At 57.7% G+C, this 15,728-nt stretch carries 15 protein-coding genes; 5 read left to right on the forward strand and 10 right to left on the reverse strand.

Annotated features, from left to right (window positions below; all coding sequences use genetic code 11):
* Positions 1–97: 97 nt before the first annotated feature.
* A complete protein-coding gene (locus H035_RS0108780) occupies positions 98–1,519 on the reverse strand; it encodes a DegQ family serine endoprotease (RefSeq protein ID WP_022948615.1) in 1,422 nt (473 codons plus the stop codon).
* 229 nt (positions 1,520–1,748) lie between these two features.
* On the opposite strand from H035_RS0108780, the gene H035_RS0108785 reads away from it, so the two are divergent.
* Positions 1,749–2,681, forward strand: a complete 933-nt coding sequence (locus tag H035_RS0108785) for an ABC transporter ATP-binding protein (RefSeq protein ID WP_026596428.1) — start codon at positions 1,749–1,751, stop codon at positions 2,679–2,681.
* Positions 2,681–3,448: an ABC transporter permease gene (locus H035_RS0108790; protein ID WP_022948617.1), complete on the forward strand. Its 768-nt coding sequence runs from the start codon at positions 2,681–2,683 to the stop codon at positions 3,446–3,448. Before H035_RS0108785 ends, H035_RS0108790 begins: the two co-directional genes overlap by 1 nt.
* Positions 3,449–3,450: 2 nt before the next feature.
* Here H035_RS0108790 and H035_RS0108795 read toward each other — a convergent pair whose 3' ends face one another.
* The gene (locus tag H035_RS0108795) at positions 3,451–4,143 is read right to left on the reverse strand and encodes a helix-turn-helix domain-containing protein (RefSeq protein WP_022948618.1); all 693 of its coding nucleotides are present in this window, start codon (positions 4,141–4,143) and stop codon (positions 3,451–3,453) included.
* A gap of 129 nt (positions 4,144–4,272) precedes the next feature.
* On the opposite strand from H035_RS0108795, the gene H035_RS0108800 reads away from it, so the two are divergent.
* Positions 4,273–5,112: a DNA replication terminus site-binding protein gene (locus H035_RS0108800; protein ID WP_022948619.1), complete on the forward strand. Its 840-nt coding sequence runs from the start codon at positions 4,273–4,275 to the stop codon at positions 5,110–5,112.
* 61 nt (positions 5,113–5,173) lie between these two features.
* Here the strand turns inward: H035_RS0108800 and thiO are convergent, their stop codons facing one another.
* Positions 5,174–6,268: a glycine oxidase ThiO gene (gene thiO / locus H035_RS0108805; protein WP_022948620.1), complete on the reverse strand. Its 1,095-nt coding sequence runs from the start codon at positions 6,266–6,268 to the stop codon at positions 5,174–5,176.
* 165 nt (positions 6,269–6,433) lie between these two features.
* Here thiO and H035_RS21780 point away from each other — a divergent pair, with 165 nt between their 5' ends.
* Positions 6,434–6,604: an LPXTG cell wall anchor domain-containing protein gene (locus H035_RS21780; protein ID WP_022948621.1), complete on the forward strand. Its 171-nt coding sequence runs from the start codon at positions 6,434–6,436 to the stop codon at positions 6,602–6,604.
* A gap of 61 nt (positions 6,605–6,665) precedes the next feature.
* Here H035_RS21780 and ychF read toward each other — a convergent pair whose 3' ends face one another.
* The 3 genes from ychF to H035_RS0108825 form a co-directional block, all read right to left on the reverse strand.
* The gene (gene ychF, locus H035_RS0108815) at positions 6,666–7,757 is read right to left on the reverse strand and encodes a redox-regulated ATPase YchF (RefSeq protein ID WP_022948622.1); all 1,092 of its coding nucleotides are present in this window, start codon (positions 7,755–7,757) and stop codon (positions 6,666–6,668) included.
* Between the two features lie 132 nt (positions 7,758–7,889).
* Positions 7,890–9,344, reverse strand: coding sequence for a mannose-1-phosphate guanylyltransferase/mannose-6-phosphate isomerase (locus H035_RS0108820; RefSeq protein WP_022948623.1), 1,455 nt, complete (start codon positions 9,342–9,344; stop codon positions 7,890–7,892).
* Between the two features lie 8 nt (positions 9,345–9,352).
* On the reverse strand, positions 9,353–10,156 hold the full coding sequence (locus tag H035_RS0108825; RefSeq protein WP_022948624.1) for a ferritin-like domain-containing protein: 804 nt from the start codon (positions 10,154–10,156) through the stop codon (positions 9,353–9,355).
* A 29-nt stretch (positions 10,157–10,185) separates the two neighbouring features.
* Here H035_RS0108825 and H035_RS0108830 point away from each other — a divergent pair, with 29 nt between their 5' ends.
* Entirely contained in the window at positions 10,186–11,124 is a 939-nt protein-coding gene (locus tag H035_RS0108830; RefSeq protein WP_026596432.1) for a histone deacetylase family protein, read from the forward strand.
* Here H035_RS0108830 and H035_RS0108835 read toward each other — a convergent pair.
* Genes H035_RS0108835 through H035_RS18950 form a run of 4 tightly spaced genes read right to left on the reverse strand, consistent with a single transcriptional unit; the run spans position 11,088 to position 15,650 of the window.
* Positions 11,088–12,428, reverse strand: coding sequence for a UDP-glucose dehydrogenase family protein (locus H035_RS0108835; RefSeq protein WP_022948626.1), 1,341 nt, complete (start codon positions 12,426–12,428; stop codon positions 11,088–11,090). The genes H035_RS0108830 and H035_RS0108835 overlap by 37 nt on opposite strands.
* Complete coding sequence (locus H035_RS0108840; RefSeq protein WP_022948627.1) at positions 12,425–13,615, reverse strand: O-succinylhomoserine sulfhydrylase; 1,191 nt, start codon at positions 13,613–13,615, stop codon at positions 12,425–12,427. Before H035_RS0108840 ends, H035_RS0108835 begins: the two co-directional genes overlap by 4 nt.
* Positions 13,616–13,627: 12 nt before the next feature.
* Complete coding sequence (gene purF, locus H035_RS0108845; protein ID WP_022948628.1) at positions 13,628–15,139, reverse strand: amidophosphoribosyltransferase; 1,512 nt, start codon at positions 15,137–15,139, stop codon at positions 13,628–13,630.
* A 19-nt stretch (positions 15,140–15,158) separates the two neighbouring features.
* Complete coding sequence (locus H035_RS18950) at positions 15,159–15,650, reverse strand: CvpA family protein (RefSeq protein WP_022948629.1); 492 nt, start codon at positions 15,648–15,650, stop codon at positions 15,159–15,161.
* Between the last annotated feature and the right edge of the window lie 78 nt (positions 15,651–15,728).

Genomic DNA, 15,728 nt, shown 5'->3' on the forward strand with positions numbered 1-15,728 from the left:
AGTTCACAGAAAAAGAAAATCAGGCAGCGTTTGAAGCGCGCCGAAAAAGCCCGCAACGAACGCTGCGGGCGATACTGACAGAGAAATTACGACTCGGCTAACTTTCCAACACGAGGAAGAGCGACATATTGCCGCGCTGCACTCTCAACAGCAGTCGATCAGGGGATTGGCTTGCGATTTGAAGAAACTGCTCCGCCGACTGGATGCGTTTGCGGTTGACCGAGAGGATTACGTCCCCTTCGCGCAAGCCCGCATTCCAGGCCGGGCTGCCCGGGTCCACCGCGGCCACCATGGCGCCTTGTAGCCGACCATAGAGGGGGTGCTGTCGAGGAATCTCGGCAAACTGCGCGCCTTCCAAAAGCGGGATTTCTCCGTTCTCCACACCGGCTTGATAATCGGGTTTGCCGATGGTGGCGGTGACAGTCTTCCGCTCTCCGTCCCGGATCAAACCGATCTTGGCTTTTTCGCCGACCCGCTTCAACCCCACCATATTGCGCAGGGAAGCGGAATCCTTGACCTTGCGGCCGTCCAGACTGACGATGACGTCCCCGGCCTGGATCCCGGCCTGATCCGCCGCACTGCCTCGAACCACGCCGGCAATCAGAGCGCCTTCGGTACTATCGATCGCCATGGCTTTGACCAATTCCCGGGTCAAGTCCTGCACCTGAACGCCGAGAATGCCGCGTTTGACCTCGCCGTGTTCGACGATTTGCTCCATCACTTCCCGCGCCATGTTGATGGGAATGGCGAAGCCGATCCCCACGTTGCCCCCGGTAGGGGCGACGATGGCGGTGTTGATGCCCACCAAATCGCCGTGCAGATCGATCAAGGCCCCGCCGGAATTGCCCGGATTGATGGAAGCATCGGTTTGAATGAAGTTTTCATACCCTTCGATTCCCAGGCCGGTGCGCCCGAGGGCGCTGACGATGCCGGAGGTCACGGTTTGACCGAGACCGAAAGGGTTGCCGATCGCCACTACGAAATCGCCCACCGCCAATTGGTCCGAGTTTCCCATGGGCACGGAAAACAAATGGTCGGGCTTCACCTTGAGAACGGCGATGTCGGTGTCCGGGTCCGAGCCCACCAACTCGGCTTTCAAGCGCCGTTTATCCTTGAGGAGAACGTAAATGGTATCGGCATTCTTGATCACGTGATGATTGGTCAGAATATAGCCCTTGTCGCCGTCCACGATCACGCCGGAACCGACGCTCTGGGTCCGACGCTCGCGGGGGACCGAAGGCATGTCCCGAAAGAAATAACGGAAGAAGGGATCGTTCAATAAGGGGTTGTCCTGAATGACGACTCTGCCGGAAGCGGAGATATTCACCACCGCCGGCAGAATGCCCTGGAGCATGGGCGCCAGGGTGGGCACGCCGTTTTTTTGGGGAAGTGTCGACTGTGCTTGGCGCTCCGAATCGCCCTTGAGCCAGGGAAAAATATCGGCCCGAATCGGATTCGCCGCCAGCGAAACGGCCAAAAGGCCGCCTATCCAAATAGAGCGTAAGTTCACTTTCATCATGTCCTTTACATCCGTGAAGTTGAAGATTCGATTGTCAAAGGTGCAAGACGCTCGCGTTGGTCGGGAGATAAGTTCCAAATATTCTCCCGGCTTACCCTGGTGCCTGCGAAATGAAATATCGTTCTGTTGAGGCATCCTGAGTTTCAAGGCCTCCCCTGGAAAGGGGATGGCGCTATTCTGCTACAATATACGGATTTCTTCCACCCGGCACGAGACGCCCAGCATTTCCATGACGGCACTGAGACTCCAAAACGTACGGAAGGTTTACGACAATGGGCTGGAAGCCTTGCGCGGCATCGACCTGACAGTGGAGGAGGGCGATTTTTTCGCGCTTCTGGGACCCAATGGCGCCGGCAAATCCACCACCATCGGCATCATTACCTCCTTGATCAACAAATCTTCCGGCAAGGTCAGCATTTGCGGGCATGACTTGGACCGGGATTGGCGGGCCGCCCGACGCTGCATCGGCCTGGTGCCCCAGGAAATCAATTTCAATCAGTTCGAAAAGGTCGGGCAGATCGTCTTGAATCAGGCCGGTTACTACGGCGTGCCGAGACGCCGAGCCAAAGAACGCTTGAAGACGGTGCTCGAACAACTGGACCTGTGGGATCGGCGCAACCAGGTGTCCCGGCGTCTCTCCGGAGGGATGAAGCGACGCCTGATGATCGCCCGGGCGTTGATCCATTCGCCTCGATTACTGATTCTGGACGAACCCACCGCCGGGGTGGACATCGAGATCCGCCGCTCCATGTGGACTTTCCTGAGACGGCTCAACCGGGAAGGCACCACGATTATCCTGACCACCCATTATCTGGAAGAGGCCGAACAGTTGTGTCGCAACGTGGCGATTATCGATCACGGCCGGATCATCGAGTCCACCTCCATGGAAGCGCTCCTGGACAAGCTGGACTTCAATACCTTTTATTTGGATTTGCGCTATCCGGTGGCCCATCTCCCCGAAATCAGCGGCTTCCGTCTCCAGCGGGTGGATAACCGGACCTGGTCGGTGGAAGTGCCTCGGGCGATGGGATTGAATCCCTTGTTCGAGGGATTGACCGCCTCCGGGATCGATGTCATCGGTCTCCGCCCCCAGGAAGGGCGGCTGGAAAAGCTGTTCTTCGAGCGGGTTCAGGCGGGCCGAATTCCGAGGGAGGCGGCCTGATGGGGCGGAACTGGATCGCCTATCGCACCCTGGCGGGAAAGGAAATCCACCGTTTTATGCGGATCTGGCCGCAGACCCTATTGCCGCCCCTGGTGACCACGGCGCTGTATTTCCTGATTTTCGGGGCCCTGATGGGGCCTCGGATCGGTCCCATGAACGGCGTGAGCTACATCGATTACATCGTTCCCGGCATCGTCCTGATGGCGGTGATCAATCACTCCTACGCCAACGTGGTCTCTTCCTTTTTCTCGGCCAAGTTTCAGCGCCACATCGAGGAAATGCTCATCTCCCCGATGCCGACGGGCGTCATCATGGCCGGCTATGTGACCGGCGGGATGGCTCGGGGAATGGCGATCGGCGCCATGGTGCTCGGCGTCGCGGTTCTGTTCACCGACCTCCACCTGGCCCATCCCGGCTTGGCAATCGCCGTGGCGTTTCTGACTTCCTTGCTATTTTCCCTGGCGGGATTGATCAACGCCACCTTCGCCAACAGCTTCGACGACATCTCCATCATTCCCAATTTCATCCTGACTCCGCTGGTCTATCTGGGCGGCGTCTTCTATTCCATCCATCTGTTGCCGGAACCTTGGAGCACGCTGTCCCTGGGCAATCCGATTCTCTACATGGTGAACGCCTTTCGCTACGGATTTCTGGGCGCCGCCGACGTGGATGTCCGGATGGCGTTTCTGATCGTGGGCGGCTTCATCGTCCTATTGGGAAGCGTGGCGTGGTTCCTTCTCCGCCGCGGCATCGGGATCAAGCACTGATATCACCCCTCCGCCAGCAGACACTCCAATGCGGGCCGATCGAAGATGCGCACCCATTTGCCTTGCAGCTCGATCCAGCCGGTCTTTTCGAACCGCTTGAGGGTGCGGCTGACGGTGGCCAAGGCGAGATCCAGGTAATTGCCGATTTCCTTGCGGGTCAATCCCATGGAAAAGGTCTCCCCGGAAAACCCCCGGGCTTCGTAACGCCGGGAAAGATCCAGGAGAAAACCCGCAAGCCGTTGATCGGCGGGTTTTTTGATGAACACCATCTGCTTGCGCTGAATTCCGATCACATCGCTGGCGTGTCGCAGCATTTCGTGGAACAGGGTGGGAATCTTGGTGCAGATGGGGCTGATTTGCCTGGCCGGCAAGGCGCAATAGCTGAGGGTGTCCAGGGCCTGAGCGGAACAATGATAGGCGTTATGGGAAAGGGCGTCGAAGCCCAGAATCTCACCGGGTAAAAGGAGGGCGAGAATGTGTTCCTGACTTTGATCGTCCTGATAGGTCAGCTTGGCCATTCCCGATTTGATGGCGATCAGACCGCGGAAGGGGTCCCCGCTTCGAAACAGGACATCGCCTTTATGCAGCACCTTGCGCCGCTGCACGATGTGTTCCAATTGCTCGATCTCACCTTGGGTCAAACCCCGGGGAAGGCAGGCGGAACCGAAGCCGCAATTGGTGCAGGTAACTTCCATTCCTTGTGGTGTCGTAAACATATCGTCCCACTTATCGAGTAATCCACTGTTTACAAATCATACACAAAGAATATGGTTGTGAGAAGCTTATACCGTTAAAATAAAAATAAAATTAATAAACTCGAACCCATGCTTGATTCCAACGAAATCACCCTGTGCCGACAATTCGACCGGCTCAAGTCGTCTCTCAACCGCTTCCTGATCCAGTTGGATCGGGAAGCGGCGGCGGCCTGGATATTTGATCTGGAAAAAAACGAATATTCCGACGGAGAAGCCCGGCAGCGGCTCGCGGCGGTTCTGGAGCAACTGGAATATCCGGACGATCGGGATGGTCGAGAAACGGAGATTTGTCCGGGGATCGTGGGCGCATCGCCCAAGTTACTGCATTTGGCCGCGGACCTCAACGAGACTAGAGAAAGTTTCAAGCGCGCCGTCCTCGAAGTCAATCGTAAGGACCGGGAAACCGCTCACCGCATCATGAAGCAGCAGGGCTACGCCAGGATACATTTCAAGCAGATCTATCGCCATCTGCCGATCCTGCTGAAGAAACCGGATTCGGTGCGCTTCACCTGGGGGATGACCCGATCGATCAAAAAGATTTCCCGCCAAGAAGCCTACCGCAAACTGATCGCTTTGACCGGGGATAATCCGACGCTCGGATTTCAGCGACAACTGGAGGCATTGGCGGCACACCCCAAGGATGAGCCGATCGCCATCGTCCAGGATCTGAAACCGCACATCAAAGCGAACGTGTGCTGGGTGAAAGGCACCGGGAGAGACAAAGAGGTGACTCGAAAAATGATCAGCGCGGCTTTGGCGGTATTGATTCCCTTGGATCCGGGGGAGAGGCTGCCCACGTATTCGGCCGCTTATCCCGGCAGCCGCAAACCCCGGAAATCCCGGGCGGACGTGAAGATCGAAGCCGAAGCGTTTTTGCCGTCGATCCGGGGGCATCGATATCTCGAATAAATTGCTAATTTAACATAATATACATTATGCGAAGTTTGACATCCGGGCTTTGCGGTCTTTGCTACGGACGGTTTTCGGGTAGAAAAGCCGCCGGATCCAGAATCGGCGTTCTATCCAGCACCAAATCCGCCAATAATCGGGACGCCGCAGGTCCCATGACCACGCCGTTGCGGAAATGGCCGCAGTTGTAATACAAGTTGGCCAACTGGGGGTGTCGCCCGATATACGGAATTCCATCCGGCGCGGCCGGACGAAGTCCGGCCCATTGAAGCACCACCGGACAAGCTTCCAGCGCCGGAAGCGTCTCCACAGCGAACCGGTACAAAGACTGATAAGCGGTCTCGGTCGGACGTTTATCGAAACCTGCTTCCTCCACCGTGCTCCCTGAAAGTATGCGCCCGTCAATGCGCGGAATCAGATAATGTTGGCCCTGCTGCACCATCGTGGAAAGAAGTTTGGGTGGGGCCTTGATCAGCAGCATTTGGCCCTTGACCGGTCGGACTTCCGGCTGCCAGAGATCGCCCATCAGCCACTGGGAAGACCAAGCACCGGCTGTCACCACAAAGACATCGGATCGGATTTCCTCTCCGGGCGTCTGGACCGCCACGACCCGGCCGCCGCTGAGGCGAAGCCCGGTCACGGGGGTCTTGTCTTTCAATGCGACGCCACGCTGACGCAAATCCAGCGTCAGCGCTTTCAGCATCCGGGGGTTGCGTATTTGCGCGATCCCGGGAACCCAGAGCGGTTGGCCGCCGGCCACCCGCCGAAGCCCCGGTTGTATCTGCTCAATCCCGCTCGAATCCGGGCTGTCCCAGTCGATCCCGAGCCTGCGGCACCATTGCGCGGCCGCATCGAAGTTTTCCAAATTCAGCCAGAGCATCCCGCATCGCTGCCACTGTGGATCGATGCCGCTAGCCCGAGCTAAGGACTCGGAAAGCGCCGGATAATACTGTTGACTCCATCGAGACAAGCGCTCAATGGGTTCCGGTTGGCGCCAGGGATATAAGGGAGAGAGAATTCCGCCCCCCGCCCACGAGGCCTCTCGGCCGATCTCAGCGCGTTCGAGCACGCTCACTCGCCAGCCGGAAATCGCCAGCTCGCGCGCGCACAACAAGCCGCTGATACCGCCGCCAAGAATGACGCACTCAGTCATCATATCGTCCGAATATCGAAAATTACCCAATCCAATGTAGACAATACCTGAAAAACGTGATTACAATTGACACCGTCGAATTTTTCGACGGACACAGATTGTAACCGATCCGTGTCACCCCAATACTTGGGGATTTACTATAACAATTGACTTAGAGAGGTAGGAGAAATGGCAAACGAAGAAAAGCAGGAAAAAGATAATTTCTGGCTGATCATCGGCGTCCTGATCGCTGCTGTGGTGGTTGGTGTGATTCTGTTCAAGAAGCGGGAAACCTCCACGGTCCAATATGAAGCTTGGGAAGAGATCAGACAGGAAGAAGCAGCTGCAAGAAATCGATAATAATTTCTTTCCCGAGATTTTCGAAGTTGGAAAGCCCTGCCTCGGCAGGGCTTTTCTTATCCTAGACGTTAAAACGGAAGTGAATGACATCCCCGTCCTGGACGACATAGTCCTTCCCTTCCAAGCGCCATTTACCCGCCTCCTTGGCTCCCTGTTCTCCTTTATAGCGAATGAAGTCCTCGTAGGAGACCACTTCAGCGCGGATGAAGCCCTTCTCGAAATCGCTGTGAATAACGCCGGCCGCCTGGGGTGCGGTAGCCCCGATGCGCACGGTCCAAGCCCGGACCTCCTTGACGCCGGCGGTAAAAAAAGTCTGCAGGTTCAATAAACGATAAGCGGCCCGCACCACCCGATCGAGCCCCGGCTCATCGAGCCCCAGTTCTTCCAGAAATGCCGACCGGTCTTCGTCCTCCAATTGAGCGATTTCCGCCTCCAGAGCGGCGCAAACCGCCACTACTTGCGCGCCTTCCGCTTCCGCGTATTCCCGGACTTTATCCAACAAAGGATTATTTTCAAAGCCGCCTTCCTGGACATTGGCGACATAAAGCGTGGGCTTGGCGGTCAGCAGATGCAGTTGCCGCAACCGGGTCCTCTCATCCTCGTCCAATTCGAGAACCCGCACCGGTCGGCCTTCGTCCAGACAGACCGCGATTTTCCCCAGCAAGGCCTTTTGCGCCAAGGCCTCCTTGTCGCCCGATTTGGACGCGCGCTGCGCCCGAACCCTGGCTTTCTCCACGGTATCCATATCGGCGAGCATCAGTTCGGTGTTGATGACCTCGATGTCGCGAATCGGGTCCACCGAACCGGCTACGTGGGTGACGTCTCCATCCTCGAAGCAGCGCACCACATGGGCGATGGCGTCGGTTTCCCGGATATGGCCCAAGAACTGATTGCCGAGCCCTTCTCCTTTCGACGCCCCCGCTACCAGACCGGCGATGTCCACGAACTCGATGGTGGTGGGAAGCGTCCGTTGGGGATTGACGATCTCGGCCAATTTGACAAGTCGGGGATCCGGAACCGGAACGATCCCCACATTGGGGTCGATGGTACAGAAGGGATAGTTTTCCGCCGCGATTTCAGCGCGGGTCAAGGCATTGAACAAGGTCGACTTGCCTACGTTGGGCAGGCCGACGATACCGCAGTATAAAGCCATGGTTATTCTGTCGGGTAAAAATTCATCAATTATACGGGACCGGGAGATAACGGCCAAATGCAAATGATCCCGGCGGTTTTACCGGCTCTCGATGAAAACCGATCGCAGCATCCATGCTGCGAATGGATATTTCTATCCATCCTGGTTTTTTGATTCCGGGAACCTTTGAATATCGTCCTCGCCCAAATAGGCGCCGGATTGCACTTCGATCAGCTCCAAGGGGATCCTGCCGGGATTCTCCAGGCGGTGCTTGACCCCGACCGGAATGTAAGTGGATTGGTTCTCGGTCAGCAGAAAAGTTTCCTCGTCCCGAGTAATCCGCGCGGTCCCCTTCACCACCACCCAATGTTCCGCCCGGTGATGATGCAGCTGCGTCGTCACGAAAGCCCCGGGGCGAACAGTCAGGCGATTGACTTGATAGCGCTCCCCGGTGCCGATGGATTCGATCGCACCCCACGGGCGATGAATCTTGAGATGCTGCAAGTATTCGGGACGCCCCTGATCCTTCAAATATTGGGCCACAACCTTGACCTGTTGCCCCATGCCCTTGTGCGCTACCAGAAGCGCGTCCGCGGTCTCGGCGATGATAAGATCCTCCACCCCCAAGGCGGCCACGAAGCGGTCTTCGGCGTGGATCAGACAATTTTTCGCTGCTTTGAGAAAAACGTCACCGTGGGTAATATTGTTGTTTTCATCCCCCGGGGTCACTTCCCACAACGCCGGCCATGCCCCCAGATCCGACCAGTCGGCGTCCAACGGCAGAACCACCGTTCGATTAGGCGTCTGACCGACAATTTTCTCCATGACGGCGTAATCGATGGAATCGGCGGGACAATCCTCGAAGGACGTTGGATCGAGACGGAAAAAATCCGCATCCCGGCTACCCCGATCGACGGTTGCTTTACAGGCGGTAAAAATATCGGGGCGGAATTGCTCGATGGCATCCAACCACACCGACGCGCGCAGAATGAAAATCCCGCTGTTCCAGCTATAGTCGCCCGAGGCGAGATAGGCTTGGGCGGTATTCAAATCCGGCTTTTCCACGAAAGCTTCCAAAGCTCGGGTTCGGCCTTGGACGTTTCGACCGGCGCGCAAGTAACCGAAACCGGTCTCGGGGCGGGTGGGTACGATCCCGAAAGTGGCGATGGCCCCCTCCGCCGCCAGGGCAACCGCTTCGGCTAAAGTGGCGCAAAATTCCTCGCGGTTTTTGATCACATGATCGGACGGCATCACCGCCAAAACCGGATCCCCTACTTCCCGCACCGCCAGCAAAGCGGCCGCGGTCAACGCCGGCGCCGTATTGCGACCGCTCGGTTCGAGCACAATCGTCGATTGCTCCCGTTGCAACTGGCGCAATTGCTCGGCCACCAAAAAGCGATGGACTTCATTGCAAACCACCAAAGGCGAAGAAGGCGAAATACCGGGGGCGACTTCGGCCAATGCCTGTACCCGTAAAACGGTTTCCTGCAACAGACTGCGATCGCTGGTGAGCGCCAAGAACTGCTTGGGATAAGCCTCTCTGGAGAGAGGCCACAGGCGCGTGCCTGATCCGCCTGATAAAACGACCGGGGTCAGGGGTATCGTCATCTTTTCTCCTATTGCTTATTTTGTGCCTGGAGGCGGTCCATTTCTTCCTGGCTGAATCCAGCCTGCAAACGAAGTTTACGGTTGAACGGCCCCCTCAATCCACCCTGGAAATACTGCTCCAACAAATCGAAATAGATCGGCTCGGGAGAGAGTTTCCGATCCCTGCATATCCGGTGAAACCACTTGGACCCCAACGCCACGTGCCCCACTTCATCGGCGAGGATTTTCCGCAAGATCTTTACGCTGTCCCCATCACCCGCCTGTTTCAATCTTTCGATCATTCCCGGGGTGACATCCAAGCCGCGCGCTTCCATGCAACGCGGCACCAAGGCCAAGCGCGCGAGCACATCGTGGGCGGTGTCGTCTGCGACCCGCCACAAGCCGTCATGCACCGGCAGTTCTCCGTAATCACTGCCCAATTCGGAAAGCCGTCGGCGCAGCATTTCGAAATGCCCCAATTCCTCCAGCGTCACCCGGAGCCAATCGTGGTAGTACTCCGTGGGCAATCCGCGAAACCGGTACAAGCCGTCCCAGTGCAGCAGAATGGCACTGAATTCGATATGGGCGACCGCATGCAGAAGCGCGATCCGGCCGGTTTTCGCATTCAGGCTGCGGCGCGGTAAATCTTTGGGCGGGACGAATTGCAGGCATGGCGGCCATCTTACCTGCTCGATCGGAAGCGGCGGTTTTGAGTCGCTGAATGTCAATCCATCCGCCTGACGGAGATCTCGAGCCTTACGGGTGATCTCGAGCTTGCTTTCCAAATCCGACGTGATCAGGCATTGTTCGGCCAAATCGAAAATGTTATTCATGGCGTGAATTGATCCGTTTGGGGGTCGTCATGACCACGCAAATTTATACCCACCCTGCCTGTCTCGAACACGATACCGGACCCGGTCACCCCGAATGCCGAGCCCGCCTCGAAATTATCCATGAAACGCTCCATGAACCGCGATTTCAGGATTTGTCCTGGCCGACCATGCCGGCAGCCGATCGGCACCAACTTACCCGAGTCCACCAGGAAACCTACATCGAGCGAATCAGAGCCGCCATTCCTCAGCGGGGGCTTGCCTACCTGGATCCGGATACGCCGGTCTCGCCCGGTTCCTGGGAGGCCGCCTTACGCGCCGCCGGCGCCGTCTGTGCCGGGGTGGACGCGGTGCTGGGCGGACAAGCGGATCACGCCTTCTGCGCGGTCCGCCCTCCCGGACACCATGCCGAAGCCGATCGCGCCATGGGATTCTGTCTGTTCAATAACGTTGCCATCGGCGCGCGTCATGCCCTGGAAACCTTTCAGCTGAATCGCATCGCGATTGTCGACTTCGATGTCCACCACGGCAACGGCACCCAGGCCGCCTTCCAAAGAGAACCCAAGGTGCTGTATGCTTCCACCCATCAATTTCCTCTCTATCCGGGCACCGGTCGCGCCGATGAAACCGGCGTCGGGAATTTGATCAACGTCCCTCTGCCGCCGGGGACCGACGGCAAAGGTTTTCGAACGGCGGCGGAAAAAAACATCCTGCCGGCGCTGGAAACTTTCCGACCTCAGCTTATCCTGGTCTCTGCCGGCTTCGACGCCCACCGTCTGGACCCCCTCGCCTCCCTGGAACTGGAAGCGGACGATTTCGGTTGGATCACATCCCGACTCACGGAATACGATGCTCCCCTCGTCTCCAGCCTGGAAGGCGGCTATCATTTGGAAGCCCTGGCCGCCAGCGTGGCGGCTCACGTGGAAGCGCTGCTTCAGGGCCGGCCGATGGCGAAATATTCGAAGCCCTGACGACGCAGAAGCCCCGGGTCATAGATGTTGCGGCCGTCGAAAATCACCGCCTGGCGCAACGCTTGTTTCATGCCGATGAAATCGGGGCTGCGGAATTCGTTCCATTCGGTCACCAGCGCCAAACCGTCGGCGTCTTGCAGCGCCGCCATGGGATCTTCCACCAGTCGCAGGAGCGCCTCCGGATGCGTCCCCACCTGGGGCCCATAAATCCGGCGGGTTTCTTCCATGGCTACCGGGTCGTAGGCCTGAACCTTCGCCCCCGCTTCCCATAACGACTCCATCAATGCCCGGCTGGGCGCCTCGCGCATGTCGTCGGTTTTGGGTTTGAACGCCAGTCCCCAAAGAGCGATGGTTTTGCCTTTCAGGTCGCCGTGATAAAACCCATGGATTTTCTCGAACAAGCGCTGCTTCTGGCGCTCGTTCACCCGATCCACGGCCTGCAGCAACTCGGCCGGATAGTCGATATCCCGCGCGGTGCGCTCCAAGGCCTTGACGTCCTTGGGAAAACACGATCCCCCGTAGCCGCACCCCGGATAAATGAAATGGTAGCCGATTCTGGGGTCGGAACCGATCCCGAGTCGAATATGCTCGATGTCGGCTCCCAAGCGTTCCGCCAGATTGGCCAGTTCGTTCATGAAACTGATTTTGGTGGCCAGCATGGCGTTGGCGGCGTATTTGGTCAATTCCGCCGAACGGATATCCATGGCGATGAGGCGGTCGTGATTGCGATTGAAGGGAGCGTAGAGGGCTTTCAAGAGTTCGGCGGTGCGAGGATTGTCGGTTCCGACGATGATTCGATCCGGTTTCATGAAATCGGTGACGGCCGCCCCTTCCTTGAGAAACTCGGGGTTGGAAACCACGTCGAACTCCACTTCCCGTCCTCCGGAAGCGAGAATGGCGGTCATTGCTTCCCGGACCCGATCGGCGGTACCCACCGGAACGGTGGATTTGTTTACCACAATGCGGTATTCGTCCATATGTTCGGCAATGGTCCTCGCCACTGCCAGCACATATTGGAGATCGGCGGAACCATCCTCGTCGGGCGGCGTTCCCACGGCGATAAATTGAAACAATCCGTGCGCCACCGCCTCCCTCGGATCGGTGGTAAAGGTCAAACGACCCGCTTCGCGGTTACGAGCGATGATCTGATCCAGTCCCGGCTCGTAAATGGGGACCTCGCCCCGGTTGAGGCGCGTCACTTTTTCCTCGTCGATGTCCATGCAAAGGACGTCGTTACCCACTTCCGCGAGACAGGCGCCGGTCACCAATCCCACATATCCGGATCCGTAAATGGTTACGTTCATAAACCGCGCTCCAGGTCGGCAATGATGTCTTGGATGTCTTCCAGCCCCACCGATACCCTGACCAGCCCCTCGGAAATCCCGGCCCGTTGCCGATCCTCGGGGGACAGACGGCCATGAGTGGTGGTTGCCGGATGGGTAATGGTGGTCTTCACATCTCCCAGATTAGCGGTAATGGAAAGCAATCGGGTATGGTCGATTAGCTTCCAGGCCGCCTCCCGCCCTCCGCGGACGTCGAAGCTCACGATCCCGCCGGCTCCGGATTGCTGGCGTTGAGCCAGCTCATATTGAGGATGGGAAGCCAAGCCCGGATAATAGACCCGCTCGATCCGGGGGTGATCCTCCAGCCAGCGGGCCAACTTCAGAGCGTTGTCGCAATGGGCCCGCATACGAATGGCCAAGGTTTCCAACCCGGCCAAAAACACCCAGGCGTTGAACGGACTCATCGCCGCCCCGCCGGTGCGGAGAAAGGGAAAAATTTCCTGCTGCAACAGATTTTCCGGTCCTACCAGGGCCCCGCCGACGCAGCGCCCCTGCCCGTCCAGATATTTGGTGGCCGAATGCACCACCACGTCGGCCCCCAGATCGATGGGCTTTTGCAGAGCGGGGGTGCAGAAGCAGTTGTCCACCACCAAAAGGCAATCCTTGCCGTGGGCCAAGTCCGCAAGCGCCTCAATATCGACGAGTTCGGTCAGGGGATTGGAAGGCGTTTCCAGGAACAGGAAGCGAGTTTGGGGGCGAATCGCCGCTTCCCAAGCGTTCAAATCGGTGAGCGCCACAAACGAGGTTTCCACGCCGAATTTGGCCATAAAATTCTTGAACAGCCCCATGGTGTTGCCGAACACCGACCGGGAGCACACCACATGATCGCCCGCTTTCAGTACGCCCATGCAGAAACTCATGATGGCGGCCATGCCGGAGGCGATCCCCAAACAGCGCTCGCCTCCCTCCATGGCCGCAAGGCGCTCCTCGAAGGTGCGAACGGTGGGGTTGGTGAAGCGGGAATAGATATTCCCGGGTTGTTCGCCGGCAAAGCGGGCCTGGGCTTGATGGGCGCTGTCGAAGACATAGCTGGAAGTGACGAAAATGGGGTCGGAGTGCTCGTTCTCCGGCGTCCGATGCTGGCCGGCGCGGATGCTTTGGGTCTGGATCCCGTATTGATTCCAATCTGTAATTTTAGACTCGCTCATGACCGCTCTTTCCTAGACTGAGTTGGGTAAATCGATCACGTTGGTGTAGATCCGGGAGTTTTCGGTTCGATTGGCATCGGACCGGTGACGGCTCAACTTTTCCAAGTATTCCTGGGTTATGTCGCCAGTCACATATTCGCCGCTGAAGCAACTGGTCTCGAAGCGCTCGATCTTGGGGTTACCGCGTCGCACGGCCTTGGCGAGATCCCCCAGATCCTGATAGATCAACCAATCCGCGCCCAGGAGGGACTCCACCTCCGCTTCGCTGCGCCCGTGAGCGATCAATTCGTGGGCGGCGGGCATGTCGATGCCATACACGTAGGGATGGCGCACCGGAGGCGAGGCGGAAGCGAAATAAACTTGTTTGGCGCCGGCATCCCGGGCCATCTGAATGATCTGCTGGGAGGTGGTGCCGCGGACGATGGAATCGTCCACCAGGAGCACGTTTTTGCCCTTGAACTCCAAATCGATCGGATTGAGTTTACGCCGCACCGATTTCTGCCGCAGCTGTTGCCCGGGCATGATGAAGGTACGGCCCACGTAGCGATTCTTGATGAATCCTTCCCGATACTTGACCCCCAGACGACTGGCCAATTCCATCGCGGAAGTGCGGCTGGTATCGGGGATGGGAATGACCACATCGATATCGTGGTCGGGACGCTGCCGCAGAATTTTGTCCGCCAGCTTCTCCCCCATCCGGAGCCTGGCTTTGTGGATGGAAATCTTATCGATCATCGAATCGGGCCGGGCGAAATAGACGAACTCGAACATGCACGGGACATGAGAGGTCGTCTTGGCGCACTGACGACTGTGCAAACGGCCGTTTTTTTCGATGAATACCGCCTCGCCGGGCTCGATATCGCGCACCACCTCGAAGCCCAACACATCCAAGGCGACGCTTTCGGAGGCGATCATGTATTCAAGGCCCTGGGCGGATTCACGCCGACCGATCACCGCCGGCCGGATGCCGTAAGGGTCGCGAAATCCCAGAATCCCGAAACCGGTGATCATCGCCGCCACCGCATAGGCACCCCGGCAGCGTCGGTGGACTTCGGAAACCGCATCGAACACGTCGTTCACGTCCAGACGCAGTTTGCCTTGGCGCTGCAGTTCATGGGCGAACACGTTGAGCAGAATCTCCGAGTCGGAGTCGGTATTGATATGGCGCTGATCCTGGAGAAAAATCTCTTGCTTGAGTTGGTCGGCGTTGGTGAGATTCCCGTTATGCCCCAAGACGATCCCGTAGGGGGAATTGACGTAGAACGGTTGCGCCTCGGCGGGGCTGGTGCAGCCGGCAGTGGGATAACGCACGTGGCCGATCCCCATGGTTCCCGGAAGATTCAGCATGTGCTCGCTCTGAAACACATCCCGGACCAAGCCCCGATCCTTTCGTAGATAAAATCGCCCCCCCTCGTAAGTGACGATCCCGGCGGCATCCTGGCCGCGATGTTGAAGAACGGTCAGGGCTTCATACAATTCCTGGTTGACGGGAGAATGGGAGACGATACCGACAATTCCGCACATATTTTCTAACCCAATAAAATCAGCGAGTGTGCACCAAATGCAAATAATCCTGAGGCTGGAAATGGCCAAAGACGGCGGCCCAGCGCTCAAGGGGAGGTAAAAGACGGGAATCCCGCCACCATGGTTCTCGATCCAGTTGGTAGGTACTCGCCCATAAAACCAGGATCAAAACCACCAGCAAGCCCCGTGCGCCGCCGAATAAAACACCGCCCATTCGGTTGAGGCCGCTGAGGAAGGAACGATCGATCAGCGTGCCGAGGAGATAACCCAACACCTTGCCTAAGATCAAGGTAGCAATGAATAATGCCGCGAAGGCCACGATCGCCCGTGCGGACGCTGGAATAGACAGCTCCTCCAAGCGCCCGGCCAGCGCTGCATAATAATGCAGCCCCACCCACAGGGCCGCCACCCAACCGATCAGAGAGAAACACTCCTGAACGAATCCGCGCATCAACCCTATAAGCGCCGAAACGCAAATCACCGTTAGGATGGCGTAATCAATCCAGATCAAGAGACGGTTATCCCGTTCGACGATGATGAAATGAATCTATTGTAGCAAACCCTTATACCCATGCGCGGTTTCTCGCTC

Origin of the sequence: Methylohalobius crimeensis 10Ki (genome assembly GCF_000421465.1) — a bacterium.
GTDB lineage: Bacteria > Pseudomonadota > Gammaproteobacteria > Methylococcales > Methylothermaceae > Methylohalobius > Methylohalobius crimeensis.